This window comes from Nocardioides sp. LML1-1-1.1 (assembly GCF_040676175.1).
Lineage (GTDB): Bacteria > Actinomycetota > Actinomycetes > Propionibacteriales > Nocardioidaceae > Nocardioides.
The window spans coordinates 294,386-319,129 of sequence record NZ_JBEGHK010000005.1; the positions used below are offsets into that span (position 1 = coordinate 294,386).

A 24,744-nucleotide genomic window follows, 5' to 3' on the forward strand; every position below is an offset into this window, starting at 1 on the left:
GTTTCCGGCGCGAGCGGTGGCCGGAACCACCCACTCGCTGGTCGGAAACCCCCACTCGGCCTAGAGGGTGGTGGTGCGCCCCAGCAGGTGGATCGTGTCCGACCCGGCCTTGGTGAGGGAGAACGCCGAGCCGCCCTCGGTCTCCTGGTAGCCGAAGGCCACCGTGGAGGGCAGGAAGGTCGGCTTGCGGAAGGACGCCTCCACCTTCACCGCGCTCGGCAGGCGGTTGTCGATGGCGGCGACACTGCGGGCCATCGTCCAGTAGCCGTGCGCGATCTGGCGCTTGAAGCCGAGCGCCTTGGCCGTCGGGGCGCTGAGGTGGATCGGGTTGATGTCACCCGACACGGCGCCGTACTTGCGGCCGAGGTTGGCCGGCAGCCGCCAGGTGACCGGACCGGCGGGCACCCGCTCGTAGGTGTCGGGCCACTCGGCGTCCGGGTTGCGGCGGCCGCGGCTGAGGTACGCCGAGGTCTCCTCCCAGACGAGCTCGTCACCGACGGTGCCGGCCGTGTTGAACAGGAAGATCGTGCCGGCCGGGTGCGGGACACCCTCGCCGACGCTCATCTCGACGCTCAGCGTCTCGCCGAAGGCGAGCCGCCGGTGCTGGGTGATCGCGTTGTCCAGGTGCACCATGCCCATCGCGGGCACCGGGAAGCTGCGGTCGGCCAGCGCCTTGAGCTGCAGCGGGAACGAGAGCATGTGCGGGTAGGGCAGCGGGACGGTGTCCTTGAGCTCGAAGCCGCAGACCTCCGCGAAGGGCTCGACCATCTCCCGGGTGATGGTCACCGGGGGACGGGTGAACACGAACCCGTCGTACCCGCCGACCTTGGCGATGCCCGGCAGCGAGCCGAGGACCGGGATCGCGGGCAGCGCGGCCCGGACCAGGTCGCCGACGCCGGAGCTGCCGTCGAGGGTCTTCGTGACGACCATGTCAGGCGCCCAGCATCATCTGGCCGCAGACCCGCACGACGTTGCCGTTGACGGCGGTCGAGGCGGGGGAGGCGTACCAGGCGATGGTCTCGGCGACGTCGACCGGCAGTCCGCCCTGCGACATCGCGTTGAGGCGCTGGCCGACCTCGCGGGTCGCGAACGGCACGGCCGCGGTCATCTGGGTGATGATGAAGCCGGGGGCGACGGCGTTGATCGTGATGCCGTCCTTCAGCTTCTCGGTCAGCGAGTCGACGAAGCCGATGACGCCGGCCTTCGAGGCGGCGTACGACGTCTGGCCCAGGTTGCCCGCGATGCCGGCGATCGAGGCGACGCCGATGATCCGGCCGTTGGCGTTGATGACGCCCTGGTCGAGCAGCTCGGCGGTGATCCGCTCGGGAGCCTCCAGGTTGATCTGCAGCACCTTGCCGAAGCGCTCCGGCGTCTGGTTGGCGAGCTTCTTGTCGAGCGTGACGCCCGCGTTGTGCACGACGATGTCGATGCCGCCGTGCTTCTCCTTGAGGTGGTGCGCGATGCGCTGCGGGGCGTCCGGCGCGGTGATGTCGAGGGTCAGCCAGTCGCCGTCCAGCTCCTTCATCACCTTGACCAGGTCGTCGGCGGCCTGCGGTACGTCGAGGCCGACGATGGTGGCGCCGTCACGGTGCAGCACCCGGGCGATCTCCTCGCCGATGCCGCGGCTCGCGCCGGTGACGAAGGCGATCTTGCCCGCCAGCGGGGCGGTCCAGTCGGTGAGCGCGGAGCCGTGCTTCTCCTCGTGGGCGCCGATCCGGACGACCTGGCCCGAGACGTAGGCCGACTTCGGGCTGAGCAGGAAGCCGAGGGTCGAGAGCACGGAGTCCTCGTAGCCGTCGGCGACGTAGACGAGCTGGACGGTGCCGCCCTTGCCGATCTCCTTGCCGAGGCTGCGGGTGAAGCCCTCGAGCGCGCGCTGCGCGATCCGGGCGCTGCCCTCGGTCAGCTGCGGCGGCGTGCCGATGACGACGACCCGGGCGCAGCTCTTGAGGCTGCGCAGCACGGGGGTGAAGAACGCCTGGAGCTCGACGAGCTCCTCGACCGTGCCGATGCCGGTGGCGTCGAAGACCAGGCCCTTGTACTTCTCGCCGTCCTCCTGGGCGCTCGCCGAGGCGATGCCGAGGACGTCGAGCAGACCGGGCAGGGACTCGATCAGGCGGCCGCGGCCGCCGACGAGCACGGTGCCGTCGACCAGCGGGTCACCGGCGGAGTAGCGGTCCAGCTTGGTCGGGTTGGGCAGCCCCAGATTCTTGACGAGGAGCTTGCCGATCGGGGAGCTCACAAAGCCCTGGTACTTGTCAGTCATGTGCACCATGTAACTAGATGTGTAACTCTGAGTCCACATTTCGTGATCTCGCCCTCAAAGGGTTCTCCCGCGGGCGCTGCTGAGTGAGGATTGATCCATGACCGAGACTGTTCGCCGCGCCGCCGTACTCGGCGGTAACCGGATTCCGTTCGCCCGCTCCAACGGGGCCTACGCCACCGCCTCCAACCAGGAGATGCTGACCGCCGCCCTCGACGGCCTCGTGGCCCGCTTCGGGCTGGAGGGCGAGCGCCTCGGCGAGGTCGCCGGTGGCGCCGTGCTCAAGCACAGCCGCGACTTCAACCTCGTGCGCGAGTCCGTGCTCAGCACCCGGCTCGCCCCGGAGACGCCGGCCGTCGACCTGCAGCAGGCGTGCGGCACCGGCCTGCAGGCGATCAACTACATCGCCAACAAGATCAAGCTCGGCCAGATCGACTCCGGCATCGGCGGCGGCGTGGACACCACCTCGGACGCCCCGATCGCGATCGGGGAGAAGCTGCGCAAGAAGCTCATCCAGCTCAACAACGCGCGCAGCAACAAGGACCGCCTGGCGATCCTCGCCACCATCCGCCCCGGCGACATCGGCCTGGCGATCCCCTCCAACGGCGAGCCGCGCACCAAGCTCTCCATGGGCGAGCACCAAGCGCTGACCGCGCTGGAGTGGCAGATCACCCGCGAGGCGCAGGACGAGCTGGCCGTCACCTCGCACCACAACCTCGCCGCGTCGTACGACGAGGGCTGGCAGGACGACCTGGTCTCGCCGTTCCGTGGCCTGGAGCGCGACAACAACCTGCGCGCCGACTCCTCGCTGGAGAAGCTCGCCAAGCTCAAGCCGGTCTTCGGCAAGGGCGAGGCCGCGACGATGACCGCCGCGAACTCCACCCCGCTCACCGACGGCGCCTCCGCGGTGCTGCTCGGCACCGACGAGTGGGCCGCCGAGCACGGCCTCGAGGTGCTCGCCTACTTCGTCGACTCCGAGGTCGCGGCCGTCGACTTCGTCAACGGCAAGGAGGGCCTGCTGATGGCCCCCGCCTACGCCGTGCCGCGGATGCTGGAGCGCAACGGCCTCACCCTGCAGGACTTCGACTACTACGAGATCCACGAGGCCTTCGCCTCGCAGGTGCTCTCCACGCTCGCCGCGTGGGAGAGCCCGGTGTTCTGCAAGGAGCGCCTGGGTCTGGACGCGCCGCTGGGCTCGATCGACCGCAGCAAGCTCAACGTCAAGGGCTCCTCGCTCGCCGCGGGCCACCCGTTCGCCGCGACCGGCGGCCGGATCGTCGCCAACGCGGCGAAGGTCCTCAAGGCCAACGGCGGCGGGCGCACCCTGATCTCGGTGTGCGCGGCCGGTGGCCAGGGCGTCGTCGCCATCCTGGAGGCCTGAGCCTCCTCGCTCCGCAACGACAGCGGCCCGCCCCGAGACCGGGGCGGGCCGCTTCGTCGTACGGGGGTGGTGCTCAGGGCTGGCGGGTCACCAGCGCCAGCGCGGAGGTCACCATGTAGTTGCGCACCTGAGCCGCGGAGATCTCGCCGACCGTGGGGATGCCGGGGGCCAGCTCGCTGACGAGGATCCCGAGCCGGGCGAGCTGCAGCGCGCCGAGGCCGGAGGCGTAGAGCGCGTTCGCCAGCAGCACCGGGTCGTCGCTGAGCGTGAACGCGCCCTTCTCGACCCCGCCGGCGAGGGCGTCGGAGAGGACCGTGAGGCACGACGTGATCCCGCGCCCGAGCCGGAACAGGGGGCCCTCGGCGATCTCGTCCAGCAGCTCCTCGCCCGGGCGGACCATGAGCGCCTGGGCGCAGTCGACGAAGGCCGGGTGCGCGACGCCGTAGTCGACGAAGGCGCCCACGATCGCCTCCAGCTGCTCACCCGGAACGTCGGTCGCCTCGGCAGCCGCGGACATGGCCGCGTGCAGCTCCTCCAGGTAGCCCACCAGGGTGAGCGCGAAGAGCTCCTCCTTGCCGGTGAAGTGCCGGTAGACGATCGCCCGGTTGATGCCGACGGCGCTCGCGACCTCCTCGATCTGCACGTCGCGGACGCCCTTGGAGTCGAAGATCTGGCGCGTCGCCGCGATGATGTCGGCCTGGCGGGCCCGCCGGCGCGCGGCCGCGGCCTTGCGCCGCCCGTCCGTCGCCGGGGCCTTGCCCGCGGGTGCGTTGGTCGCCATGGGAGAAGTGTACGGCTCGTGCAACTCCGAGTTGCAACATCTGTGACGGAATCTTCACCGGACGGAGACCGGCGGCCGAGCCGCCGGTCTCCGCCGGGCCGCCCGGGTCAGCCGATCGTCGCCGCGTCGATGACGAAGCGGTAGCGCACGTCGGAGGCCAGCACCCGCTCGTACGCCTCGTTGACCTGGTCGGCGGAGATCACCTCGATCTCGGAGGCGATGCCGTGCTCGGCGCAGAAGTCGAGCATCTCCTGGGTGATCGCGATGCCGCCGATCATCGAGCCCGCGAACGAGCGGCGGGCACCGATCAGCGCCATCGCGTGCACCGGCAGCGGCTCCGGCGGGGCGCCGACGTTGACGAGCGTGCCGTCCACCGCCAGCAGGCCGAGGTAGGCGTTGACGTCGATCCCGGCGCTGACCGTGTTGATGATCAGGTCGAAGCTGCTGGCGAGGGCGGTGAAGGTGTCCGGGTCGGACGTCGCGTGGTAGTGGTCCGCGCCGAGCCGGAGCCCGTCCTCCTGCTTCTTCAGCGACTGCGAGAGCACGGTCACCTCGGCGCCGAGGGCGTGCGCGATCTTGACCGCCATGTGGCCCAGGCCGCCGAGGCCGACGACCGCGACCCGGGTGCCGGGGCCGGCGTCCCAGTGCTTGAGCGGGGTGTACGTCGTGATCCCCGCGCAGAGCAGGGGAGCGGCGGCCGCCGGGTCCAGGCCCTCGGGGATCGAGAGCACGAAGTCGGCGTCCACGACCACGTGCGTGGAGTAGCCGCCCTGGGTGGTGGTGCCGTCGCGGTCCGTGGCGGCGTAGGTGCCGATCATGCCGTTGCGGCAGTACTGCTCGTCGCCGCGCAGGCAGCTCTCGCACTCCCGGCAGGCGTTGACCATGCAGCCCACGCCGACGCGGTCGCCGACGCGGTGCCGGGTGACCTCGGCGCCGACCTCGGCGACGGTGCCCACGATCTCGTGGCCCGGTACGACGGGGAAGGGCTGCGGTCCCCAGTCGCCGTTGACGGTGTGGATGTCGGAGTGGCAGATGCCGGCGTACTCGATCGTGATGAGCACGTCGTTGGCCCCGACGTCGCGGCGCTCGATGGTGGTGAGCGCGAGCGGCTCGCCCGCGGCGGGTGCGGCGTAGGCGTCGACCTTCATGGTTCCTCCTGTGGGTGGGGTGGGACTCGTGGCACGGCGCACGAGGGCGCGCCGGTTTCGCGGACGGGTGCGTCCGCTCGTCGGTTGGGTGGTCAGGCGATCAGTCGGTGCGGCCGCGCCGCAGCTCGTCGGCGAGCCGGTCGGCCTCGACCGAGATCTCCTGGGCCCGGTCGGTGGCGCCGGCCTCGACCGCGCGCCAGTAGTCGATCTTCAGTGCGACGTAGCGCTGCCGCAGGGCGAGGTGCTCGGCCTCGGCCCGCAGCCGTGCCTGCTGCGCGGTCAGCAGCGTCACCTGGTCGGCGGCCGCCTCGGGGCCGCACCGCCCGTTGGCGACGTAGGTGCGCATGTCGGCCACGGACAGGCCGGTGGCCGCGAGGCACGCGACCCACATCAGCTGGTCGAGGTCGTCCTCGTCGTAGACCCGGTGCTTGCTGCTGGCGCCCCGGCTGATCGGGGAGATGACCCCGATCGACTCGTAGTAGCGCAGCGTGCTGGCCGGGAGGCCGGTGAGGGCTGCGACCTCCTTGATCGTGTAGCTGCGCCGGGCGGTCGAGGTGGTCACGTCATCGACGTTAGGAACTTCAAGTGCTCGAAGTCAAAGGTCGGGTGCGTCACAGGACGAGACCGCGCACCGTCTCGATCGTGTCGGCCTCGTCGGCGCCCTTGTCGTCCCGGTAGCGCACGACCCGCGCGAACCGCAGCGCCAGCCCGCCCGGGTAGCGCGTCGAGCGCTGCAGCCCGTCGAAGGCGATCTCCACGACCTGCTCGGGGCGCACCGTGACGACCCACCCGTCGTCGGTGACCTCCAGGTCCCGGAAGCGTGAGGTCTGCCAGGCGAGCATCTCGTCGGTCATCCCCTTGAACGTCTTGCCGAGCATCACGAAGCCCGTCGGGGAGGAGTCGTCGCGCGCACCGAGGTGGATGTTCGACAGCCACCCGCGCCGCCGCCCGGAGCCGTGCTCCACGGCGAGCACGACGAGGTCGAGGGTGTGCACCGGCTTGACCTTGACCCAGGCCGAGCCCCGCCTGCCCGCGTCGTACGACGCCCCGGCGGACTTCACCACGACGCCCTCGTGGCCCTCGGCGAGCGCGGCGTCGGCGAAGGCCGACGCCTCCTCGACCGACGTGCCGACCCAGCGCCGGACCCGGTGCTCGGGCGGGACGAGTGCCTCCAGGCGGGCCCAGCGCTCGGCGGCGGGGACGTCGAGGAGGTCCTCGCCGTCGACGTGCAGCAGGTCGAAGAAGTACGGCGCGACGACGGCCTCGCCCGCGCCGGAGGAGGTGCGCGAGGCGGTCTCCTGGAAGGGCCGGGGCCGGCCGTCGGCGGTGAGGGCGAGGGCCTCGCCGTCGAGCACCACCGAGGAGACGGGCAGCGACCGCGCGACGGCGACCACCTCGGGCAGCCGCGCGGTGACGTCGTCGAGGCTGCGGGTGGCGACGACGACCTCGTCGCCGTGGCGGTGCACCTGGACCCGGATCCCGTCGAGCTTGGCGTCGACGCCGACCAGGCCGTCGGGACCGGCGGCCTTGGCGACGGCGGCGGCGACGTCGGGCGCGGAGGAGGCGAGCATCGGCAGGATCGGGCGGCCGACGGTGAGGCCGACCTCGGCGAGGGCGTCGGCGCCAGCGAAGGCCGCGTCCACGACGTACGTCGTCCCGCCGGCCAGCATCGCCGCCCGTCGTACGACGGCCAGGGGGACGTCGGCCGCCTGTGCCAGCGCCTCCGTGGTGACCGCCTCCAGCGCGCCCTGGCGCACCTCGCCGACCGCGACCGAGCGCAGCCAGGCCTGCTCGGGGGCGGTGGCCCGGCCGAACAGCTCGGTCACCGCGGCCGTCCGGGCGCCGGCCGATCCCGGTCCCGCCAGCCGGGCCATGGCCGCGAAGGCGGCGTCCACCTCGACGACCGACAGCGACGCGTCGTCGGCGGGGGAGGGCAGGGTGGCGAGGGAGCGGTAGCCCAGCCCGGTCCGCCGCTGCCGCAGCTTGCCGCTGAGCAGGTGGGCGACCAGCGAGCGCTCGGCGGGCTCGGCGGCGGAGAGCAGTCCGGCGATCAGCCGCACCTTCTCCTTGCGCGAGCGGGTGGCGGCGACGGCCGCGGAGGTGTCGACGAGCTCGCGCAGCAGCATCAGTGCGTCGCTTCGAGCACCGCTGCGCTGACCGCGCCGTCGATCACCTGCTCGTAGACCTCGTCGAGGTCGAGCACCTGGGCGCCGGTGCCGGCGAGGTCGCCGAAGTAGCCTGCGACCTCCAGCGAGACGAAGCCGTGCAGCGAGGCGAAGAGCGCCATCGCGGTCTGCAGGAGGCGCTCCTCGGGCAGCCCGGCGGAGCGCACCATCACCGCGAGCGCCTCGATCGCCTCCAGTGCGGCGGCGTAGAAGCCCTCGCGGTCGATCGGGGGCCGGGTGAGGGCGGCGTAGCGCTGCGGGTGGGTGCGGGCGAAGACCCGCAGCTCACGGCTCAGCGCACGCAGGCCGTCGGTGCCGGCGTGGCCCATCGCGGCCGCCCGGACGTGCTCGCCGAGCATCCGCATGGCGCGGACCTGGACCAGCGCGCGCAGGTCCTCCAGGTTCGCGACGTGGTTGTAGAGCGAGGAGACCCGGGCCTCGAGCTCGGCGGCGAGCGAGGTCATGGTGAGGGCGTCGTAGCCGTCCCGGTCGACGAGGGCCTCGGCGGCCTGCAGCACGGCCTCCTGGTCGAGGCGACCGCGCCGGACGCGCGTGGAGTCGATGGTCAACTGCCCTCCGGGAGCGAGGAGTGGTGAAAGTCCTTCGTACCTGCACGACAGAGCCTAGTCCACTGCGACCGTCGGCGCCCGAGCCTAGGCTGGAGGACGTGAGCACCCCGGACGGCGTACGACGCTGGCGGCCCGGCCGTCCCGTCCCCGTCGCCGCGCTGCTGCGCCAGCACCGCCGCGGCGCCGGTGACCCGACCCACCGCCTCGACGTCGAGGGCCGCCACTGGCGCGCCAGCCGGACCCCGGAGGGCCCGGTCACGCTCGCCGTCCGCAACCCCGACGCCGCCGGCGAGGTCCTCGCCGAGGCCTGGGGGCCGGGCGCCGGATGGGCGCTCGACCAGCTGCCGGCGCTGCTCGGCGAGGAGGACGACTGGTCCGGCTTCGAGCCGCGCCATCCCGTCCTCGCCGAGGCCCGGCGGCACCACCCGCACCTGCGCCTGGGCCGCACCGGCCGGGTGCTGGAGGCGATCGTGCCGGCGATCATCGAGCAGAAGGTGACCGGCCAGGAGGCCTTCGCCGGGTTCCGGGCGCTCGTACGACGCCACGGCGAGCCCGCGCCCGGCCCCGGCCCCCGGGTCCGGCTGATGGTGCCGCCCGACGCCGCCACGCTGCGCGCGGTCCCGTCCTGGGAGTGGCTGCGCCTGCACGTCGACCCGGCCCGCTCGCGGGCGGTCGTGACGGCGGCGCGCCACGCCGACGCGCTCGAACGGATCGTGGGCGTGACCGGATCCGATGCCGACGTACGACTGCGCAGCCTGCCGGGGATCGGCGTCTGGACGGCCGCCGAGGTGCGCCAGCGCGCGCTCGGCGACCCGGACGCCGTCTCCTTCGGCGACTACCACGTGGCCAAGGACGTGGGCTGGGCGCTGACGGGGGAGCCGTTCGACGACGCCCGCCTGGCGTCGTACCTCGAGCCGTGGCGGGGGCACCGTGGGCGGGTTCCCTTCCTGGTCGCGGCGGCCGGACTGCACCGCCCGAGGAGGGGTCCACGGATGTCACCGCGTGAACATCTGCGGACGCGTGACCTATTGGCGTGATATCTGTTACACCGTGGAACAGGCAGCCGGTCGAGGCTGCCCCGGGTGGGCTCCCGGCGGGAATGACAGAGGTGAGGCATGGTGGCGGTGATGCTGGCTGCCCTCGGGGCGGCGACCTCCGACGACCTCGCGACCCTGCTGGACGACGCCGATGCGGTCGCCCTGGTGACCGCGCTCCGCGGCGCCTCCGACGCGGAGATCGACGCGCTCACGGCCGACGCCGAGCGGGAGCGGGCGCTGGTGGAGGGCGTGCTGCGCCGTGTCGGCGACCTCGCCGTCCCCGGCCAGCTGGCCCGCACGCACGGCCGGGTGCGCTGGGAGCTGCCGTCCGGAGCCGCGCACACCGTCGACCTGCACCCGGGCACGCCCGGCGGCACGCCGGACGTGGTGGTGCAGGGCAGCGCGCGCCAGCTGCTGCGGCTCGTCGCCGGCCAGCTCGACGTGGCGGTCGCCTACCTCGGTGATCAGATCCGGTTCCACGGTGCGAGCGACCTCGCCCTGGCTCTCGCCGCCCTCTTCGCCGTCGACGGCGCCGCCCCGGTCACGGGTACGCCGGTCGACGTCCGCGACATCGACCCGGTGGACGTCTCCCGGGTCCTCACCGATGTCAGCGTCGACCACCTCCGGTCGGTGCTGGCGTCGGACTTCCGGCCGGTCGTGCTCGACGAGATCTTCGCGCGCATGCCGTCCTACGTGAACGGCCGCAAGGCCGCCGGCGTCCAGGTCACGGTCGGCTTCCTGCTGACCGGGCGCCCCGACGGAGAGGTGGACCGTTACGTGCTCCGACTCAGAGACGGTCAGGCGACCGTCCTCGCGGGCGAGGCGGCCGGTGCCGTGCGTCCCGAGGACTGCCAGGCGACCGTGACCTGCGAGGCGGCGGACTTCCTGCGGCTGGTGACCGGGCACCTCAGTGCCGTCTCGGGTCTCCTGCGCGGGCAGCTGCGGGTCAGCGGCGACAAGCTGGCGGCGCTGCGGGTCAACTCCGCGTTCGACGTACCGAAGGCGGTGGCGGGATGAGCACGGCCCTGTCCGCCGGGCGCGGCATCGTCGACAACCTCACCGACCGGTTCAAGGCCGGGGTGATCACCACCGGTGAGCTGATCAAGCTCGCCGTGGAGTCCATCCAGTGGGGCTTCTCCGACATCGTGGCGCGACGCTTCTCCTGGAGCGAGTTCCTGCTGCAGTGCTGGTTCATGACCCGGGTCGCGCTGCTGCCGACGATCCTGGTCTCGATCCCGTTCGGCATCATCACCTCGGTCCAGATCGGTGCCGCCGCCAACCAGATCGGCGCGCAGTCGTTCATCGGTGCGGTCAACGGGATCGGCGTGCTGCGCCAGGGCGCGCCGCTGGTGACCTCGCTGATGGTCGCGGGCGCGGTCGGCTCGGCCATCTGCTCCGACCTCGGCGCCCGCACGGTCCGGGAGGAGATCGACGCCCTCAAGGTGATGGGCATCTCGCCGATCCAGCGCCTGGTGGCGCCGCGGATCCTCGCCGCGCTGCTCGTCTCGGTCCTGCTGACCGTGATCGTCGCGATGACCGCCATGACCACGGCCTTCATCATCGTGGTCGGCCAGGGCCAGATCTCCTCCGGCACCTACATGGACTCCTTCGTCGGCCTCGCGCAACCCGCTGACTTCGTGCTCGCCGAGTTCAAGGCATTCATCTTCGGGTTCGTCGCCACCATCGTGGCCGCGCACAAGGGCCTCACCGCGCGGGGCGGCCCCAAGGGGGTCGCGGACGCGGTCAACCAGGCGGTCGTCCTCAGCGTGATCCTGCTCGCCGTGATCAACGTCGGCCTGACCCAGGCCTACGTCATGCTCTTCCCCGGAGGTGCCTGATGTCCCAGGTCCAGCTCGGACGCGGCGTCGGTGCCCGGCTCTCCGACGTCCTGGTCGGTGTCGCCGACACGGTGATGAAGAACCTCGCCGTCCTCGGCGACTTCGTCTCCTTCGCCCTCAAGGTGTTCCGCGAGGTGCCGGCGACGCTCACGCTCTACCCCAAGGAGACGCTGCGCCAGATCAAGGACATCGCCTGGGGCAGCGGCGCGATCCTGGTCGGCGGCGGCACGGTCGGCGTGATGATCCTGCTCTCGGTGGCCGCCGGCACGTCCATCGGCATCGAGGGCTTCAACGGCCTGGAGATCGTCGGTCTCGCGCCGCTGACCGGCTTCATCTCCGCCAGCGCCAACACCCGTGAGCTGGCGCCGCTGATCGCCGCGCTCGCGCTCGGTGCCCAGGTGGGCTGCCGGTTCACCGCGCAGATCGGCTCGATGAAGCTGCACGAGGAGGTCGACGCCCTCGAGGTGATGGCGGTCAGCGCGATGCGGTACGTCGTGACGACCCGCGTCATCGCCTGCATGGTCGCGATCCTGCCGCTCTACATGATCGGCCTGATCGGCTCCTACGTCGCCTCGCAGGCCTCCGTCGTGATCCTGTTCGGGCAGTCACCCGGGCAGTACGACCACTACTTCTCGACCTTCATCCAAGGCCGCGACATCTTCTTCTCGGTCATCAAGATCCTGGTGTTCGCGCTGACCGTGGCCTTGATCCACAGCTGGTACGGCATGCGGGTCTCGGGCGGTCCGCAGGCCGTCGGCGAGGCGACCGGCACCGGTATCCGCGCGAGCATCGTCTCGATCGTCGTGCTCGACATGGTGCTCACACTCATCTTCTGGGGCGGCGACCCCGGCTTCCGGATCTCGGGCTAGGGGAGGACGACATGGCACGAGAGATCTCTCGCAACCAGCTCGCCCGCCGGGGCCTGATCACCCTGGTGGCCCTCGCGGTCATCGGCGCCTTCGTGACCCTGCGCAGCAACGGCACGTTCGGCTCCCAGCCGCACGTGAGCGCCGACGTCGCCAACGCCGGCGGCTCGCTGCGGGCCGGCTCGGACGTCAAGATGAACGGCGTCATCGTCGGCAAGGTGTCCGACATCCGTCGTTCCGACGACAAGCGGCACGTCACCGTCGACATGGCGATGTCCTCCTCCGACCTCGACTCGGTCCCGGCCAACGTGGTCGCCCGGATCCTGCCGGCCACGGTGTTCGGCACGACCTTCGTGGACCTGGTCGTGCACGGTGCGCCGACCGGCACGCTCGAGGCCGGCGACGAGGTGAAGCCCGACTCCTCCCAGGGGACCCTGGAGCTGCAGCAGGCGCTCGACGACATCGACCGGCTCGTCGACGCCCTCGGCCCGGCCGAGCTGGCCTCCGCGATCGGGTCGGCGGCCGAGGCCCTCGACGGCCGCGGCAACCGGATCGGCAAGACGGTCAAGACGCTGAACTCCTACCTCGACCGGATCAACCCGCGGATGCCGCAGGTCCGCTCGGACCTGCAGGCGCTGGCGCGCACGACCAGGCTCGTCAACGACATCGCGCCGGACCTGCTCGACGCGACCGACGGTGTGCTGGTCACGATGAACACGATCGTGACCCAGCAGGCGTCGTTCTCGGCGCTGATCGCCGGCGGCACGAACCTCGCGCGGACCAGCCGGGTCTTCCTCGCGAAGAACCAGGCCAACCTGGTGCGGTTCATCAACGGATCGGCCGCGCTGCTCGACGCCGTCTACGACAACCGCAAGGCGGGCATCACCGACGCCTTCGCGATCAACATCGCGCTCGGCACCACCCTGCCGACGGCCATCAAAGAGGGATTCGTGAAGTCGGAAGGCAACCTGTCGCTGACGCCGCCGGACTACTACACCTCGCCGCCGCGGTTCCGGCCGTCCGGCACCAGCCCCGCCGGCTTCGGCGCGCTGGGGGGTGAGTGATGACCGGCCTGCGTCAGATCGCGCTCAAGTTCGTCGCCTTCGCCATCGTCAGCGGCCTGCTCGGCATCCTGCTCATCAACACCATGCAGAACGGCGTGGGTGGTGACACGCAGACCTACAAGGCGGAGTTCACCGACGTCAACGGCCTGCGCAAGGGGGACGACGTCAAGGCCGCCGGCGTCCGGGTCGGCCAGGTCAAGGACATCGAGGCCACCGACGACGGTGCCGAGATCACCATCGCCGTGCTGAAGGACCAGCCGCTGCTCGACAACACCAAGCTGGTCATGCGCTACCAGAACCTGCTCGGCCAGCGCTACATCGGCCTGGTCCAGCCCGCCACCCGGGGCAAGGAGCTCCCGGACGAGGCGAAGATCCCGATCGCCCGCACCGACCCGGGCTTCGACCTCACCGAGCTGCTCAACGGCTTCAAGCCGCTGTTCAAGGTGCTGCAGCCCGGCGACGTCAACACCCTGGCCAGCTCGCTGGTCAAGGTGCTCCAGGGCGAGGGCGGCAACATCGAGCAGCTGCTCGGGCAGACCGCACAGCTCACCAACTTCCTCGCCGACCGTGACGGCGTCATCGGCGACGTGATGACCAACCTCAAGCCGGTGCTGGAGAACCTCTCCGGCCAGGACGCACAGATCACCAACACGATCCGCGAGCTCAAGCTGCTGATGACCGGGCTCGCCGCGGACCGCAAGTCCATCGGCGCCTCGATCGACGGCGTCAGCCGCCTCGTCGGCGTGACCAGCTCCCTGTTCAAGGAGGTCAAGGTGCCCCTGGTCAACGCGACGGACCGGCTGGTGACGGTCGCCGACATGTTCGCGCGCTCGCGCAACCTGCTGGTCAAGACCATCCCGGCGTTCGGCACCATCTTCGAGTCGCTGGGCCGCGCGACGTCGTACGAGAACGCGCTCAACGTCTACGTCTGCACGCTGACCATCCAGCCGCTGGGTCTCAACCTGTCCGGCAAGGCGAGTGGCGGTCCTTGGCGGGAGGTCTGCCGATGAAGCCCATGAACGAGCGCGATCCTCTCAAGATCGGCATCATCACCATCATCGTCATCGGCCTGATCGGTGCCGCGGTCGTGGTGCTCAGCGTGGCCAACTTCGGCACCAAGACCTACACCGCCGAGCTCGAGCACACCGCGGGCCTGCGCAAGGGTGAGAGCGTCCAGGTGCACGGCGTGGAGTCCGGCAAGGTGACCGGGATCGAGCTGCAGGACGACCACGTGCTGGTCACCTTCGCCCTCGACTCCGGCATCGACCTCGGCTCGCGCAGCAGCGCCAAGGTGAAGGTGGCGACGCTGCTCGGCACCCACTACCTGGAGGTCGACCCGCACGGCACCGGCAGCCTGGCCGACGACCGGATCCCGATGGAGCGCACCTCGGTGCCCTACAACCTCCAGGACGTGCTCGAGGAGGGCACCGACGCGATCGAGGAGCTCGACCCGGACCTGCTGGCCAAGGCGCTGACCACCATGGCCGGCACCCTCGGGGCGAGCGAGCAGGAGATCGGCCCGGCGCTGCAGGGCGTCGCCCGCCTCTCCGAGGTCATCTCGCGCCGCTCCGACCAGGTCGGCGACCTGCTCGCCTCGGCCCGCAAGGTGACCGACCAGCTGTCCGCCAGCAGCCAGGACATCGTCGGGCTGATGAAGCAGACCAACCTGGTGATCAGCGAGATCACCGCGCGCCGCGAGGCGATCCACCGCCTGCTGCTCGCGACGACCGACCTGGCCCAGTCGCTCAACGCCGTGGTGAAGTCGACGGAGGGCAAGATCAACCCGGCCCTGCGCAACCTCAACACCGTGATCGCCACGCTGAACGGGCAGAGCAAGCAGCTCACGCACGTGCTCGACGTGATGGCACCGGCGCTGCGCTACCTCGCGAACGCCACGGGCAGCGGCCCGTTCATCCCGCTCTACATCGACGACCGGCACGGACCCGGCCTGCTGCCGGACGACTGTGCGCTCAAGTTCCTGGGGGTCTGCTGATGAGTACCCGCAACGCGCTCCGCTCGGTGGGGCTCCTCGTCGCCGTCGCCATGGTGCTGCTGACCTCCGGGTGCGGGGCGCTCCCCACCGCGGACAAGACGACGGTCAAGGCCTACCTGTCCGACTCGGCCGGACTCTTCGTCGGCAACGACGTCGGCATCCTCGGCGTCACCGTCGGTGAGATCACCTCGATCGAGCCCAAGGGCGACAAGGTGCTCGTGACCATGGAGATCGACGGCGACCAGCCGGTGCCGGCCGACGCCGGTGCCGTCGTGGTAGCCCGCTCCGTGGCCACCGACCGCTACGTCGAGCTGACGCCGGTCTACCACGACGGCGAGAAGAAGATGGCCGACGGCGCCACGATCGGCCTCGAGAAGACGCAGACACCGGTCGACTTCGACCAGGTGCTGGCCGCGCTCAACGAGTTCGCCACCGGCATCGGCGGCAACAAGGAGACGACCAAGGCCGTCCAGCGTTTCATCGACGCCGGCACCAAGGCGCTGCAGGGCCGCGGCCCACTCTTCAACCAGACGATCCACTCGCTCGCCGACGGCGTCGACGGGATCGCCGCCCAGCGGGAGAACGTCGCGGCGACGATGAAGTCCCTCGACGTGCTGCTCTCCACGATCGCCGCCAACCAGGGCACCGCGCGCACCTTCATCCAGCAGGTGTCCCGGGCCTCGACGCTGCTCGCCGACGAGCGGGAGAACTTCAAGACCACGCTCCGCGCGCTCGACGCTGCGGTGACCACGGTGGCGAAGTTCGCGGTCGACAACCGCGAGGAGATCGTCAAGGGCGTCAACGGCACGACCCAGCTGATGAAGACCTTGCTCAGCAAGCAGAACCAGCTCACCGAGCTGCTCCGCACGCTGCCGGTCACCCTGCAGAACCTCGAGCTGATGCCGGGCAACGCCCTGCCGGTCCGGCTCAACCCGCTGAACATCCTGCCGCTCGGCAACATCCTCACGCCGCTGTGCGGCTCGAGCCCGGTGATCAAGCCGATCTGCGACCTCCTCAACGGGACGGGGATCGGCCGATGAGCACGACGATGCGGACGACGACACGGGCCGTGCTGGCTGCTGTCCTGACGCTCGCGCTGGGCGTCATGACCGGCTGCGGTACGACGATGCGCGACCTGCCGATCCCCGGCACCGGGGTCTCCGGCGACACCATCGAGGTCAAGGCCGAGTTCGCCGAGGCGCTCAACCTCGCCCAGGGCGCGCCGGTCAAGGTCAACGGTGTCGACATGGGCCGGGTCAAGGAGATCACGGTCGACGACTTCACCGCCGAGGCCACCTTGACGCTCAAGTCGGACGCCGAGCTGCGCGAGGGCGCCCGGGCCCGGCTGCGCTACACCACGCCGCTCGGCGAGCTCTTCGTCGACGTGACGAACCCGGCCGACGGCAAGGTGCTCGGCGACGGTGCGAAGCTGGAGCTGAAGGACACCGCCACCGCGCCGACCGTCGAGAACGCGCTGGCCCAGGCCTCGCTGCTCATCAACGGTGGTGGGCTGGCCCAGCTGCAGACGGTCACCGAGGAGCTGAACTCCGCGCTCAACGGCAACGAGGCGGACTACCGCACGCTGCTCGACCGGGCGACGGTCTTCCTCACCCAGGCGAATGCGACGAGCTCGAGCATCGACGCGGTGCTCACCTCGCTGAACTCGCTGTCCAAGACGCTCAACGGCCGCAAGGACACCATCAACCGGGCGGTGCGCGAGATCGCGCCGGCGGCGAAGGTGCTGCGGGAGAAGACCCCGGACTTCACCGCGCTGCTCGCCGAGATCGAGAAGTTCGCCCAGACGGCCAACGGCACGGTCAACGCCACCCGGTCGCAGCTGCTCACCCTCCTGAAGGAGGTCGAGCCGGTGCTCGCCGAGTTCGCCAAGAACAACGGCGTGTTCGAGACCTCGATGCAGAAGGTGATCGCCGCCGCGGCGGCGGCCGACGAGGTCGTCGCGACCGACTACCTCAACATCGGCCTGACGCTGCACCTCGACGGGATCGAGGTCGGCGACCTGGTGGGCAGCACCCTGAAGGGGCTGATCAACCTGCTCGGTCTCAAGCCGGGCACCCCGGTGCGCGACCTGCTCGACGCGCTCGGGCTGGGCGGTCTGCTCGGTGGCCTGACCGGCGGCAACCGCACCACCACCAGCGGCACCCGCTCCGGCCTCACGTCCGGCAGCGCGCCCGGCACGAAGACCGGCACCGGCACGACCCCGGGAACGGCGACCACCGGGTCCGACCCGCTGGGGCTCGCATCACTCCTGAACGGCCTGCTCGGAGGGGGACGCTGACATGAGGAACATCCTCACCGACAAGCTCTACCTCAGCCTGATCGGCGTGATCATGGTGCTGATCTTCGCGGTGGCCTACGTCTTCGCGCAGGTCCTCGACCAGCCGCTGACCTCGCGTCCGGTGGAGGTGAAGATCGAGCTCGCCCAGACCGGTGGCCTCTTCGAGGGCTCCGCGGTGACCTACCGCGGCGTCAAGGTGGGCAAGGTCCGCGAGATCGTGCCGTCGAAGGACGGCGTGGAGGCGACCGTCGCGATCACCTCGGGCACCAAGATCCCGAAGAGCTCGCTGGCCAAGGTGCGCAGCCTCTCGCCGGTGGGCGAGCAGTACCTCGACTTCCAGCCGCCCAAGTCGGGTGGTCCGTTCCTCGCGACGGGCGACGTCGTCCCGGCCGAGTCGACCGACCTGCCCAAGAGCCTCAGCTCCACGGTGATCGCGGTCAACAACGTGCTGCGCCAGATCGACGACAAGAAGCTGCGGATCGTGCTGAGCGAGCTGAGCACAGGCCTCAAGGGCACCGGCGACGACCTCGGCCAGATCCTCGACCAGGGCACCGCGATCCTGGAGACCCTCGACGCGGTGTGGCCGCAGACCGACCGGATCATCAGCAACGCCGGCACGGTGCTCGCGATCCCCAACGACAACGCCGACTCGCTGCGTCAGCTCGCGACGTCGTCCAAGCAGCTCGCGGAGTTCCTCCGTGACTACGACCCGGAGCTGCGCCGGCTGCTCCAGCGCGGCCCGGGCCAGATCAACGAGCTGATCAAGCTCGTCAACGACGCGGACAAGGTGCTCCCGGGCTTCTTGTCCACAGGGGTAACTTTCACCGACATGTTCCTGTCCTACGAGCCGCACCTGCGCGCCCTGCTCCAGCACTACTCGCCGGGCCTGCGCTCGCTGCTGCAGAAGGTGCAGGGCGGTGTGCTGCGGATCAAGATCATCACCGACGACTACAAGCACTGCTCCTACGCCAACCCGGTCTCGGCCATCGCGCTGGACCCGCGGATCAACGAGCGCAAGCCGCTGGTGCGCGACCGGCACTGCTCGGCGGACTTCCTGCAGCGGGGTGCCGACAAGGCTCCGGGACCGGTCCGATGAGCGGCGACGGTACGCCGAGCGTGACGAGCAAGGGCCCGGACGCCAAGTCCGGCCGGTCCGGCTCCGGCCCGAGCACGCTCGTGATCGCACTGGTCGCGCTGCTGCTGGTGGCGCTGGTCGGCTGCGGCTGGCTGGTCAAGCTCAACCGCGACAAGGACGCCGACGTCAAGGCGGCCCACGACCGGGCGAAGGTCATCGACGAGCTCCGCGCGGAGAAGAAGGCCGACCAGGAGGCGGTCTCGGCGGCCAAGGCGTTCGTGACCAAGGTGACGACGTACTCCTTCCAGCCGGGCCAGCACGACTTCGCCTGGGTCGAGGAGCTGCTCAACGAGAAGGTGCGCACCCAGCTCGAGCAGCGCTCCGCCGACCTGCAGAAGGCCATCGTGGCGAGCAAGACCTCCGCGAAGGGCGAGGTCGTCGACGCGATGGGCCGCGTCGTCGACGCCTCCCAGGTCGAGGTGCTGGCCTTCGTCGACCAGGCGATCACCGACCCGAGCGGCAAGATCAGCGTCGAGGAGTCGGCCATCCGGCTGGTCATGAAGTCGGTCGACGGCAAGTGGCGGGTCGACACGCTGACCTTCCTCAACAAGGTCGGCGCCTGACCCGCGCCGGCGGGCCACTAGATTGGCTCCCGTGGCGCACCCCGATTCCGACCCGCTGGCCGGGCTGAGGACGTTCCTGCGCCGGTTCCTGCTCGCGGCGGTCGGCGTGCCCTTCGTGGTCGCGATCGCGATGTCGCTCGTCGACTCCTACCGCCGGCGCGGCAAGCGCCCCAAGCCGTTCCCGACCCGGGAGCCGCGGACGGTGGCGGTGGGCGACGGCGAGATGACGACGTACACCTACGGCCGCGACCTGTACGACGACATGCTCGCCGCGATCGACGGCGCCCAGCGCCAGATCCTCTTCGAGACCTACATCTGGAAGGGCGACGCGACGGGGGAGCGGTTCAAGAGGGCGCTCATCGCCGCGGCGGACCGGGGCGTGGAGGTCTACTGCATCTACGACGCCTTCGCGAACCTGGTCGTCTCGCCGGCGTTCCAGCACTTCCCCTCGCACGTGAAGGTGCTGCGCTACCCGGTCTACTCCGCCGGCTGGCGGTTCTTCGACCTGCGCCGCTACGGCCGCGACCACCGCAAGATCCTGGTGGTCGACGACAGCGTCGGCTTCGTCGGCGGCTACAACATCGGCTCGGCGTACGAGACCGAGTGGCGCGACACCCACGTCCGGATCACCGGGCCGGCGGTGTGGGACCTCAAGCGGGCCTTCGCCGACTTCTGGAACCTCAACCGCCGCCGGCGGCTGCGCGGCTCCGAACGGCCGCTGCTGCTGGAGACCGCCTCGACCTGGGAGCCGCGGGTGCGGGTCCAGCGCAACGTGCCGCGGCTGTGGATGTTCCCGATCCGGGCGATGTACATCGAGGCGATCACCCGGGCCAGCCGCAACGTGTGGCTGACCCAGGCCTACTTCCTGCCCGACGAGGACTTCATCGCCGCGGTCAAGGACGCGGCGCGGCGCGGTGTGGACGTCCGCCTGCTGCTGCCGTTGAAGTCGAACCACATCGTGGCCGACTGGATCTCGCGTGGTTACTTCAGCCAGCTGCTCGATGCCGGGGTGCGCATCCTGCGCTACCGCGACGCGATGGTGCACGCCAAGACCGCCACCGTGGACGGCAACTGGGCCACCGTCGGCACCGCCAACATCGACCGGCTCAGCCTCTCGGGCAACTTCGAGATCAACGTCGAGGTGATCGACGAGGAGTTCGCCCGCGAGCTGGAGGCGATCTTCGAGGTCGACCAATCGCACTGCCTGGAGCTGACCATCGGGGAGTGGGAGGCGCGGGACATGCACCGCAAGTTCACCGAGCTGGTCCTGGCCCCGCTGCGCCCACTGCTCTGACGCCCATTGACGAACACTCGTGTTCGTGAAACTCTCGCAGCCATGCCGACCCTGCCGCGAGGCCGCCATGGGCTGAGCCGTGCCGAGGTCGAGGCGGCCCAGCGGGAGCGGATCTTCACTGCGATGGCCGAGGCGATGGCCGAGCGGGGCTACGTCGAGACCCCGGTCGCCGAGGTCCTGCGCCGGGCGGGCGTCTCGCGAGAGACCTTCTACCAGCAGTTCGACTCCAAGCAGCACTGCTTCCTCGCGGCGTACGACTGGGCCACCGATGCGCTGCGCACCGGCTTCGCCGCGGGCCTGGCCGCCGAGGGCGCCCCGCTGGAGCGCTTCGCCACCCTGCTGCGCACCTACCTCGACGCGCTCGCCGAGGACCCGAGCCGGTCCCGGCTGTTCCTCGTCGAGACCTGGGCGGCCGGCGCCGACGTGCTGCGCCGGCGGCTCGCGGTGCAGCACGAGGCGGCCGTGGCCCTCGCCGAGGTGCTCGGCGCCCGCGACGAGCAGGACCGCTTCGCCTGCGAGGCGCTGCTCGCGGCCGTCGTCCAGCTGGTCACCGCCCAGGTCGTCCTCGACGAGCCGGCCGGCCTGGCCGCCCTCCATCCCCGGCTCGTCGCGTTCGCGGCGTCCCTCTTCCCCGACCGATGAGGAGAACCGCCATGTGGTTCCGTGCCCCCGTCCGCGACCTGGCCGGCAAGCAGGTGCTCGTCACCGGCGCCGCCAGCGGCATCGGCCGCGCGGTCGCCGAGCAGGCCGCCGAGCAGGGTGCGGTCCTGCACCTCACCGACCTGCAGGGCGAGCTGCTCGCCGAGGTGGCCGCCGGCATCCGCGCTCGCGGCGGTCAGGTCGCCACCGCCGAGGCCGCCGACGTCTCCGACCACCAGCAGGTACGACGCCTGGCCCGTCTCGTCACCGAGCGGCACGGCCCGATGGACGTGGTCCTCAACGTCGCCGGCATCGCGATCTGGGGCACGGTCCGCAGCCTGGAGCCCCAGCACTGGCAGCGCCTGGTCGACGTCAACCTGATGGGCCCGATCCACGTGATCGAGGAGTTCGTGCCGCCGATGATCGACGGCGGCCGGGGCGGACAGCTGGTCAACGTCTCCTCGGCGGCCGGGATCATCGCGATGCCCTGGCACGCGGCCTACAGCGCCACGAAGTTCGGCGTGCGTGGCGTCTCCGAGGTGCTGCGCTACGACCTGCGGCGGCACCGGATCGGGGTCAGCCTGGTCTGCCCCGGTGGGGTGGACACCGGCCTGGTCGAGACGATCCGGATCGCCGGCATCGACCAGCAGAGCCGCTCCTTCGTGCGGGCGCGCAAGCACTTCCAGCAGCGCGCGGTCTCACCCGAGCAGGCCGCGGCCGCGATCTGGCGGGGCGCGCTGCGCAACCGCTACTGGGTCTACACCTCCGCCGACATCCGGCTGGCCCACCTGCTCCAGCGGTGGTTCCCGCCCGGCTACGCGCTGGCCATGCGCGCCTTCAGCTACGGCGCCAACCGGGTCCTCCCGGCCGTCGAGCAGGCCCGGCGCCCGGAGCTCCCGTGAGCGGCGCACGGATCCGGCCCGGCACCTGGCGCGAGGTCGGCCCCTTCGTCGCGCTCTTCGCGCGGCTCGCCGGACGGGTCCAGGGCACGGAACCGCCGGCGGTCTTCCTCACCCTCGGGCGGCACCGCCGGCTGTTCTGGGGGTGGCTGCACTTCGCCGGGCGGCTGATGCCCGGCGGCCGGCTGTCCCGGCGGGAGTCGGAGCTGGTGATCCTGCGGGTCGCGGCGCTCCGTGGCTCGTCGTACGAGCTGACGCAGCACCGGCGGCTGGGCCGCCGGGCGGGCCTGAGCCGGGAGGAGATCGCCGCCATCGAGGCGGGCACGGTCGACGCGCCGAGCCTGAGCGAGCGGGAGCGGCTGCTGCTGCGCGCCAGCGACGCGCTGGTCGCCGAGCAGGACCTCGCCGACGATCTCTGGGCGGCGCTGGGGGAGCACTTCGACGACCGCGAGCGGATCGAGGTCGTGATGCTCGCCGGGCACTACGCGATGCTCGCGACCGCGCTGCACGTGCTGCGCGTGGAGCCTGACCGCCCGCGCTGAGGCGCGGGTAGAAGTGGTCGAGAACCCCAGGGCGAGGAGCACTGTCGGCGCTGCCTCGTACGCTGGAACCATGCGTCCGGTCACCGATCTCGAACGTCGCGTCGCGCCCTTCCACGTCCAGTCCGAGTACTCCCCGTCCGGCGACCAGCCGGCCGCCATCAAGGAGATCTCGAAGCGGCTGGACGACGGGGTGCAGGACGTCGTGCTCCTCGGCGCCACCGGGACGGGCAAGACCGCGACCGTGGCGTGGGTGGCCGAGCAGGTGCAGCGTCCGGTGCTGGTGCTCCAGCCGAACAAGACGCTGGCCGCGCAGTTCGCCAACGAGCTGCGCCAGCTGTTCCCGGACAACGCCGTCGAGTACTTCGTGTCCTACTACGACTACTACCAGCCCGAGGCCTACGTCCCGCAGACCGACACCTACATCGAGAAGGACTCCTCCATCAACGAGGAGGTCGAGCGGCTGCGGCACTCGGCCACCAACAGCCTGCTGACCCGACGCGACGTCATCGTGGTCTCGACGGTGTCGTGCATCTACGGTCTCGGCACCCCGCAGGAGTACGTCGACCGGATGATCCGGCTGCGGGTGGGGGAGGAGCACGACCGCGACTCGGTGCTGCGACGCCTGGTCGAGATCCAGTACACCCGCAACGACCTCGCCTTCACCCGCGGCACCTTCCGGGTGCGCGGGGACACGCTGGAGATCTTCCCGGTCTACGAGGAGATGGCCGTGCGGATCGAGTTCTTCGGTGACGAGATCGAGCGGCTGATGACCCTCCACCCGGTCACCGGCGAGGTGCTCACCGAGGACACCGAGCTCTACGTCTTCCCCGCCAGCCACTACATCGCCGGCCCGGAGCGGATGGAGCGGGCGATCCGCGGCATCGAGGCCGAGCTCGCCGAGCAGCTGGAGACCTTCGAGCGGCAGGGCAAGATGCTCGAGGCGCAGCGACTGCGGATGCGCACGACGTACGACATCGAGATGATGCGCCAGGTCGGCTCCTGCTCGGGCATCGAGAACTACTCGATGCACATGGACGGCCGCTCCCGCGGCAGCGCCCCCAACACGCTGCTCGACTACTTCCCCGAGGACTTCCTGCTCGTCGTCGACGAGTCGCACGTGGCGGTGCCGCAGATCGGTGGCATGTACGAGGGCGACATGTCCCGCAAGCGCAACCTGGTCGAGCACGGCTTCCGGCTGCCGAGCGCGATGGACAACCGGCCGCTGCGCTGGGAGGAGTTCCTCGACCGGATCGGGCAGACCGTCTACCTGTCCGCGACCCCGGGCGACTACGAGCTCGACAAGGTGCAGGGCGACGTCGTCGAGCAGATCATCCGGCCGACCGGCCTGGTCGACCCCGAGGTCGTGGTGAAGCCGACCAAGGGCCAGATCGACGACCTGATCCACGAGATCCGGCTGCGGGCGGAGAAGGAGGAGCGGGTCCTCGTCACGACGTTGACGAAGAAGATGTCCGAGGACCTCACCGACTACCTCCTCGACGCCGGCATCCGCACCCGCTACCTGCACTCCGAGGTCGACACGCTCAAGCGGATCGAGCTGCTGCGCGACCTCCGCCTGGGGCTCTACGACGTGCTGGTCGGCATCAACCTGCTCCGTGAGGGCCTCGACCTGCCGGAGGTGTCCCTGGTCGCGATCCTGGACGCCGACAAGGAGGGCTTCCTGCGCTCGGACAAGTCGCTCATCCAGACCATCGGCCGCGCGGCGCGCAACGTGTCCGGCGAGGTGCACATGTACGCCGACAAGATCACCCCCTCGATGGAGTCGGCGATCGAGGAGACCAACCGGCGGCGCGAGCGCCAGGTCGCCTACAACACCGAGCACGGCATCGACCCCCAGCCGCTGCGCAAGAAGATCGCCGACATCACCGAGATGCTCGCCCGCGAGGACGAGACCACCCAGGAGCTGCTGCAGACCTGGGCCGATGCCGGCATCAAGGGCCGCGCCGGCGGGGTGAAGCCGAAGAAGTCGCCGACCCCGCAGCTGCGCTCCACCGACGTCGGCGGCCACGCGGCCGAGCTCGCCGGGATGCCGAGCGCCGACCTGGCCCAGCTGATCCAGGACCTCACCGAGCAGATGAAGGCGGCGGCCGGGGAGCTCCAGTTCGAGCTGGCCGCGCGCCTGCGCGACGAGATCAGCGAGCTCAAGAAGGAGCTCCGCCAGATGATGGAAGCGACCAAGTGAGGAGGCCGCGCCGCGTGCCGAGGAACGAGGCACGGGCGGCGCGGCCGACGAGCGCGGGAGCAGCGCGAGCG

General features: G+C 70.8%; 24 protein-coding genes. 17 read left to right on the plus strand and 7 right to left on the minus strand.

The window, feature by feature from the left end:
- Nucleotides 1-60: 60 nt before the first annotated feature.
- The gene (locus tag MRBLML1_RS18680) at nucleotides 61-930 is read right to left on the minus strand and encodes a MaoC family dehydratase (RefSeq protein WP_364518773.1); all 870 of its coding nucleotides are present in this window, start codon (nucleotides 928-930) and stop codon (nucleotides 61-63) included.
- A gap of 1 nt (nucleotide 931) precedes the next feature.
- A complete protein-coding gene (locus MRBLML1_RS18685; protein WP_364518775.1) occupies nucleotides 932-2,266 on the minus strand; it encodes a 3-oxoacyl-ACP reductase in 1,335 nt (444 codons plus the stop codon).
- A gap of 97 nt (nucleotides 2,267-2,363) precedes the next feature.
- On the opposite strand from MRBLML1_RS18685, the gene MRBLML1_RS18690 reads away from it, so the two are divergent.
- A complete protein-coding gene (locus MRBLML1_RS18690) occupies nucleotides 2,364-3,644 on the plus strand; it encodes an acetyl-CoA C-acetyltransferase (protein ID WP_364518777.1) in 1,281 nt (426 codons plus the stop codon).
- A 73-nt stretch (nucleotides 3,645-3,717) separates the two neighbouring features.
- Here the strand turns inward: MRBLML1_RS18690 and MRBLML1_RS18695 are convergent, their stop codons facing one another.
- From MRBLML1_RS18695 to MRBLML1_RS18715, 5 genes are all read right to left on the minus strand, one after another.
- Entirely contained in the window at nucleotides 3,718-4,425 is a 708-nt protein-coding gene (locus MRBLML1_RS18695) for a TetR/AcrR family transcriptional regulator (RefSeq protein ID WP_364518779.1), read from the minus strand.
- A gap of 107 nt (nucleotides 4,426-4,532) precedes the next feature.
- Entirely contained in the window at nucleotides 4,533-5,573 is a 1,041-nt protein-coding gene (locus MRBLML1_RS18700) for an NAD(P)-dependent alcohol dehydrogenase (RefSeq protein ID WP_364518781.1), read from the minus strand.
- A gap of 100 nt (nucleotides 5,574-5,673) precedes the next feature.
- Nucleotides 5,674-6,135 (minus strand): MerR family transcriptional regulator, encoded by a 462-nt coding sequence (locus tag MRBLML1_RS18705; protein ID WP_364518783.1) that lies wholly within the window; start codon nucleotides 6,133-6,135, stop codon nucleotides 5,674-5,676.
- 49 nt (nucleotides 6,136-6,184) lie between these two features.
- Nucleotides 6,185-7,699: an ATP-dependent DNA ligase gene (locus MRBLML1_RS18710; protein WP_364518785.1), complete on the minus strand. Its 1,515-nt coding sequence runs from the start codon at nucleotides 7,697-7,699 to the stop codon at nucleotides 6,185-6,187.
- Nucleotides 7,699-8,307 carry a TetR/AcrR family transcriptional regulator gene (locus tag MRBLML1_RS18715; protein ID WP_364518787.1) on the minus strand — a complete coding sequence of 203 codons (609 nt, stop codon included), beginning with the start codon at nucleotides 8,305-8,307 and terminating at the stop codon, nucleotides 7,699-7,701. The genes MRBLML1_RS18710 and MRBLML1_RS18715 overlap by 1 nt, the downstream gene beginning before the upstream one ends.
- Nucleotides 8,308-8,405: 98 nt before the next feature.
- On the opposite strand from MRBLML1_RS18715, the gene MRBLML1_RS18720 reads away from it, so the two are divergent.
- The 16 genes from MRBLML1_RS18720 to uvrB all read left to right on the plus strand — a co-directional run bounded on the left by MRBLML1_RS18720 (nucleotide 8,406) and on the right by uvrB (nucleotide 24,673).
- Nucleotides 8,406-9,344, plus strand: a complete 939-nt coding sequence (locus tag MRBLML1_RS18720; RefSeq protein WP_364518789.1) for a DNA-3-methyladenine glycosylase family protein — start codon at nucleotides 8,406-8,408, stop codon at nucleotides 9,342-9,344.
- A gap of 90 nt (nucleotides 9,345-9,434) precedes the next feature.
- Complete coding sequence (locus MRBLML1_RS18725) at nucleotides 9,435-10,361, plus strand: SCP2 sterol-binding domain-containing protein (protein WP_364518791.1); 927 nt, start codon at nucleotides 9,435-9,437, stop codon at nucleotides 10,359-10,361.
- Entirely contained in the window at nucleotides 10,358-11,182 is an 825-nt protein-coding gene (locus MRBLML1_RS18730) for an MlaE family ABC transporter permease (protein ID WP_364518793.1), read from the plus strand. Before MRBLML1_RS18725 ends, MRBLML1_RS18730 begins: the two co-directional genes overlap by 4 nt.
- A complete protein-coding gene (locus MRBLML1_RS18735; RefSeq protein WP_364518795.1) occupies nucleotides 11,182-12,051 on the plus strand; it encodes an MlaE family ABC transporter permease in 870 nt (289 codons plus the stop codon). Before MRBLML1_RS18730 ends, MRBLML1_RS18735 begins: the two co-directional genes overlap by 1 nt.
- Nucleotides 12,052-12,062: 11 nt before the next feature.
- Entirely contained in the window at nucleotides 12,063-13,112 is a 1,050-nt protein-coding gene (locus MRBLML1_RS18740) for an MlaD family protein (RefSeq protein WP_364518797.1), read from the plus strand.
- Nucleotides 13,112-14,122, plus strand: a complete 1,011-nt coding sequence (locus MRBLML1_RS18745) for an MlaD family protein (protein ID WP_364518799.1) — start codon at nucleotides 13,112-13,114, stop codon at nucleotides 14,120-14,122. Before MRBLML1_RS18740 ends, MRBLML1_RS18745 begins: the two co-directional genes overlap by 1 nt.
- Nucleotides 14,119-15,105, plus strand: coding sequence for an MCE family protein (locus tag MRBLML1_RS18750; RefSeq protein ID WP_364518801.1), 987 nt, complete (start codon nucleotides 14,119-14,121; stop codon nucleotides 15,103-15,105). Before MRBLML1_RS18745 ends, MRBLML1_RS18750 begins: the two co-directional genes overlap by 4 nt.
- A complete protein-coding gene (locus tag MRBLML1_RS18755) occupies nucleotides 15,105-16,145 on the plus strand; it encodes an MCE family protein (protein WP_364518803.1) in 1,041 nt (346 codons plus the stop codon). Before MRBLML1_RS18750 ends, MRBLML1_RS18755 begins: the two co-directional genes overlap by 1 nt.
- Entirely contained in the window at nucleotides 16,142-17,401 is a 1,260-nt protein-coding gene (locus tag MRBLML1_RS18760; RefSeq protein ID WP_364518805.1) for an MCE family protein, read from the plus strand. The genes MRBLML1_RS18755 and MRBLML1_RS18760 overlap by 4 nt, the downstream gene beginning before the upstream one ends.
- 1 nt (nucleotide 17,402) lies before the next feature.
- The gene (locus tag MRBLML1_RS18765; protein WP_364518807.1) at nucleotides 17,403-18,497 is read left to right on the plus strand and encodes an MlaD family protein; all 1,095 of its coding nucleotides are present in this window, start codon (nucleotides 17,403-17,405) and stop codon (nucleotides 18,495-18,497) included.
- The gene (locus tag MRBLML1_RS18770) at nucleotides 18,494-19,099 is read left to right on the plus strand and encodes a hypothetical protein (RefSeq protein WP_364518809.1); all 606 of its coding nucleotides are present in this window, start codon (nucleotides 18,494-18,496) and stop codon (nucleotides 19,097-19,099) included. The genes MRBLML1_RS18765 and MRBLML1_RS18770 overlap by 4 nt, the downstream gene beginning before the upstream one ends.
- A 31-nt stretch (nucleotides 19,100-19,130) precedes the next feature.
- Nucleotides 19,131-20,393 (plus strand): phospholipase D-like domain-containing protein, encoded by a 1,263-nt coding sequence (locus MRBLML1_RS18775; protein ID WP_364518811.1) that lies wholly within the window; start codon nucleotides 19,131-19,133, stop codon nucleotides 20,391-20,393.
- A 42-nt stretch (nucleotides 20,394-20,435) separates the two neighbouring features.
- Complete coding sequence (locus MRBLML1_RS18780) at nucleotides 20,436-21,035, plus strand: TetR/AcrR family transcriptional regulator (protein ID WP_364518813.1); 600 nt, start codon at nucleotides 20,436-20,438, stop codon at nucleotides 21,033-21,035.
- Between the two features lie 11 nt (nucleotides 21,036-21,046).
- A complete protein-coding gene (locus tag MRBLML1_RS18785; protein ID WP_364518815.1) occupies nucleotides 21,047-21,934 on the plus strand; it encodes an SDR family oxidoreductase in 888 nt (295 codons plus the stop codon).
- On the plus strand, nucleotides 21,931-22,473 hold the full coding sequence (locus MRBLML1_RS18790) for a carboxymuconolactone decarboxylase family protein (RefSeq protein ID WP_364518817.1): 543 nt from the start codon (nucleotides 21,931-21,933) through the stop codon (nucleotides 22,471-22,473). Before MRBLML1_RS18785 ends, MRBLML1_RS18790 begins: the two co-directional genes overlap by 4 nt.
- A 70-nt stretch (nucleotides 22,474-22,543) precedes the next feature.
- Complete coding sequence (gene uvrB, locus MRBLML1_RS18795) at nucleotides 22,544-24,673, plus strand: excinuclease ABC subunit UvrB (RefSeq protein ID WP_364518819.1); 2,130 nt, start codon at nucleotides 22,544-22,546, stop codon at nucleotides 24,671-24,673.
- Nucleotides 24,674-24,744: the final 71 nt, after the last annotated feature.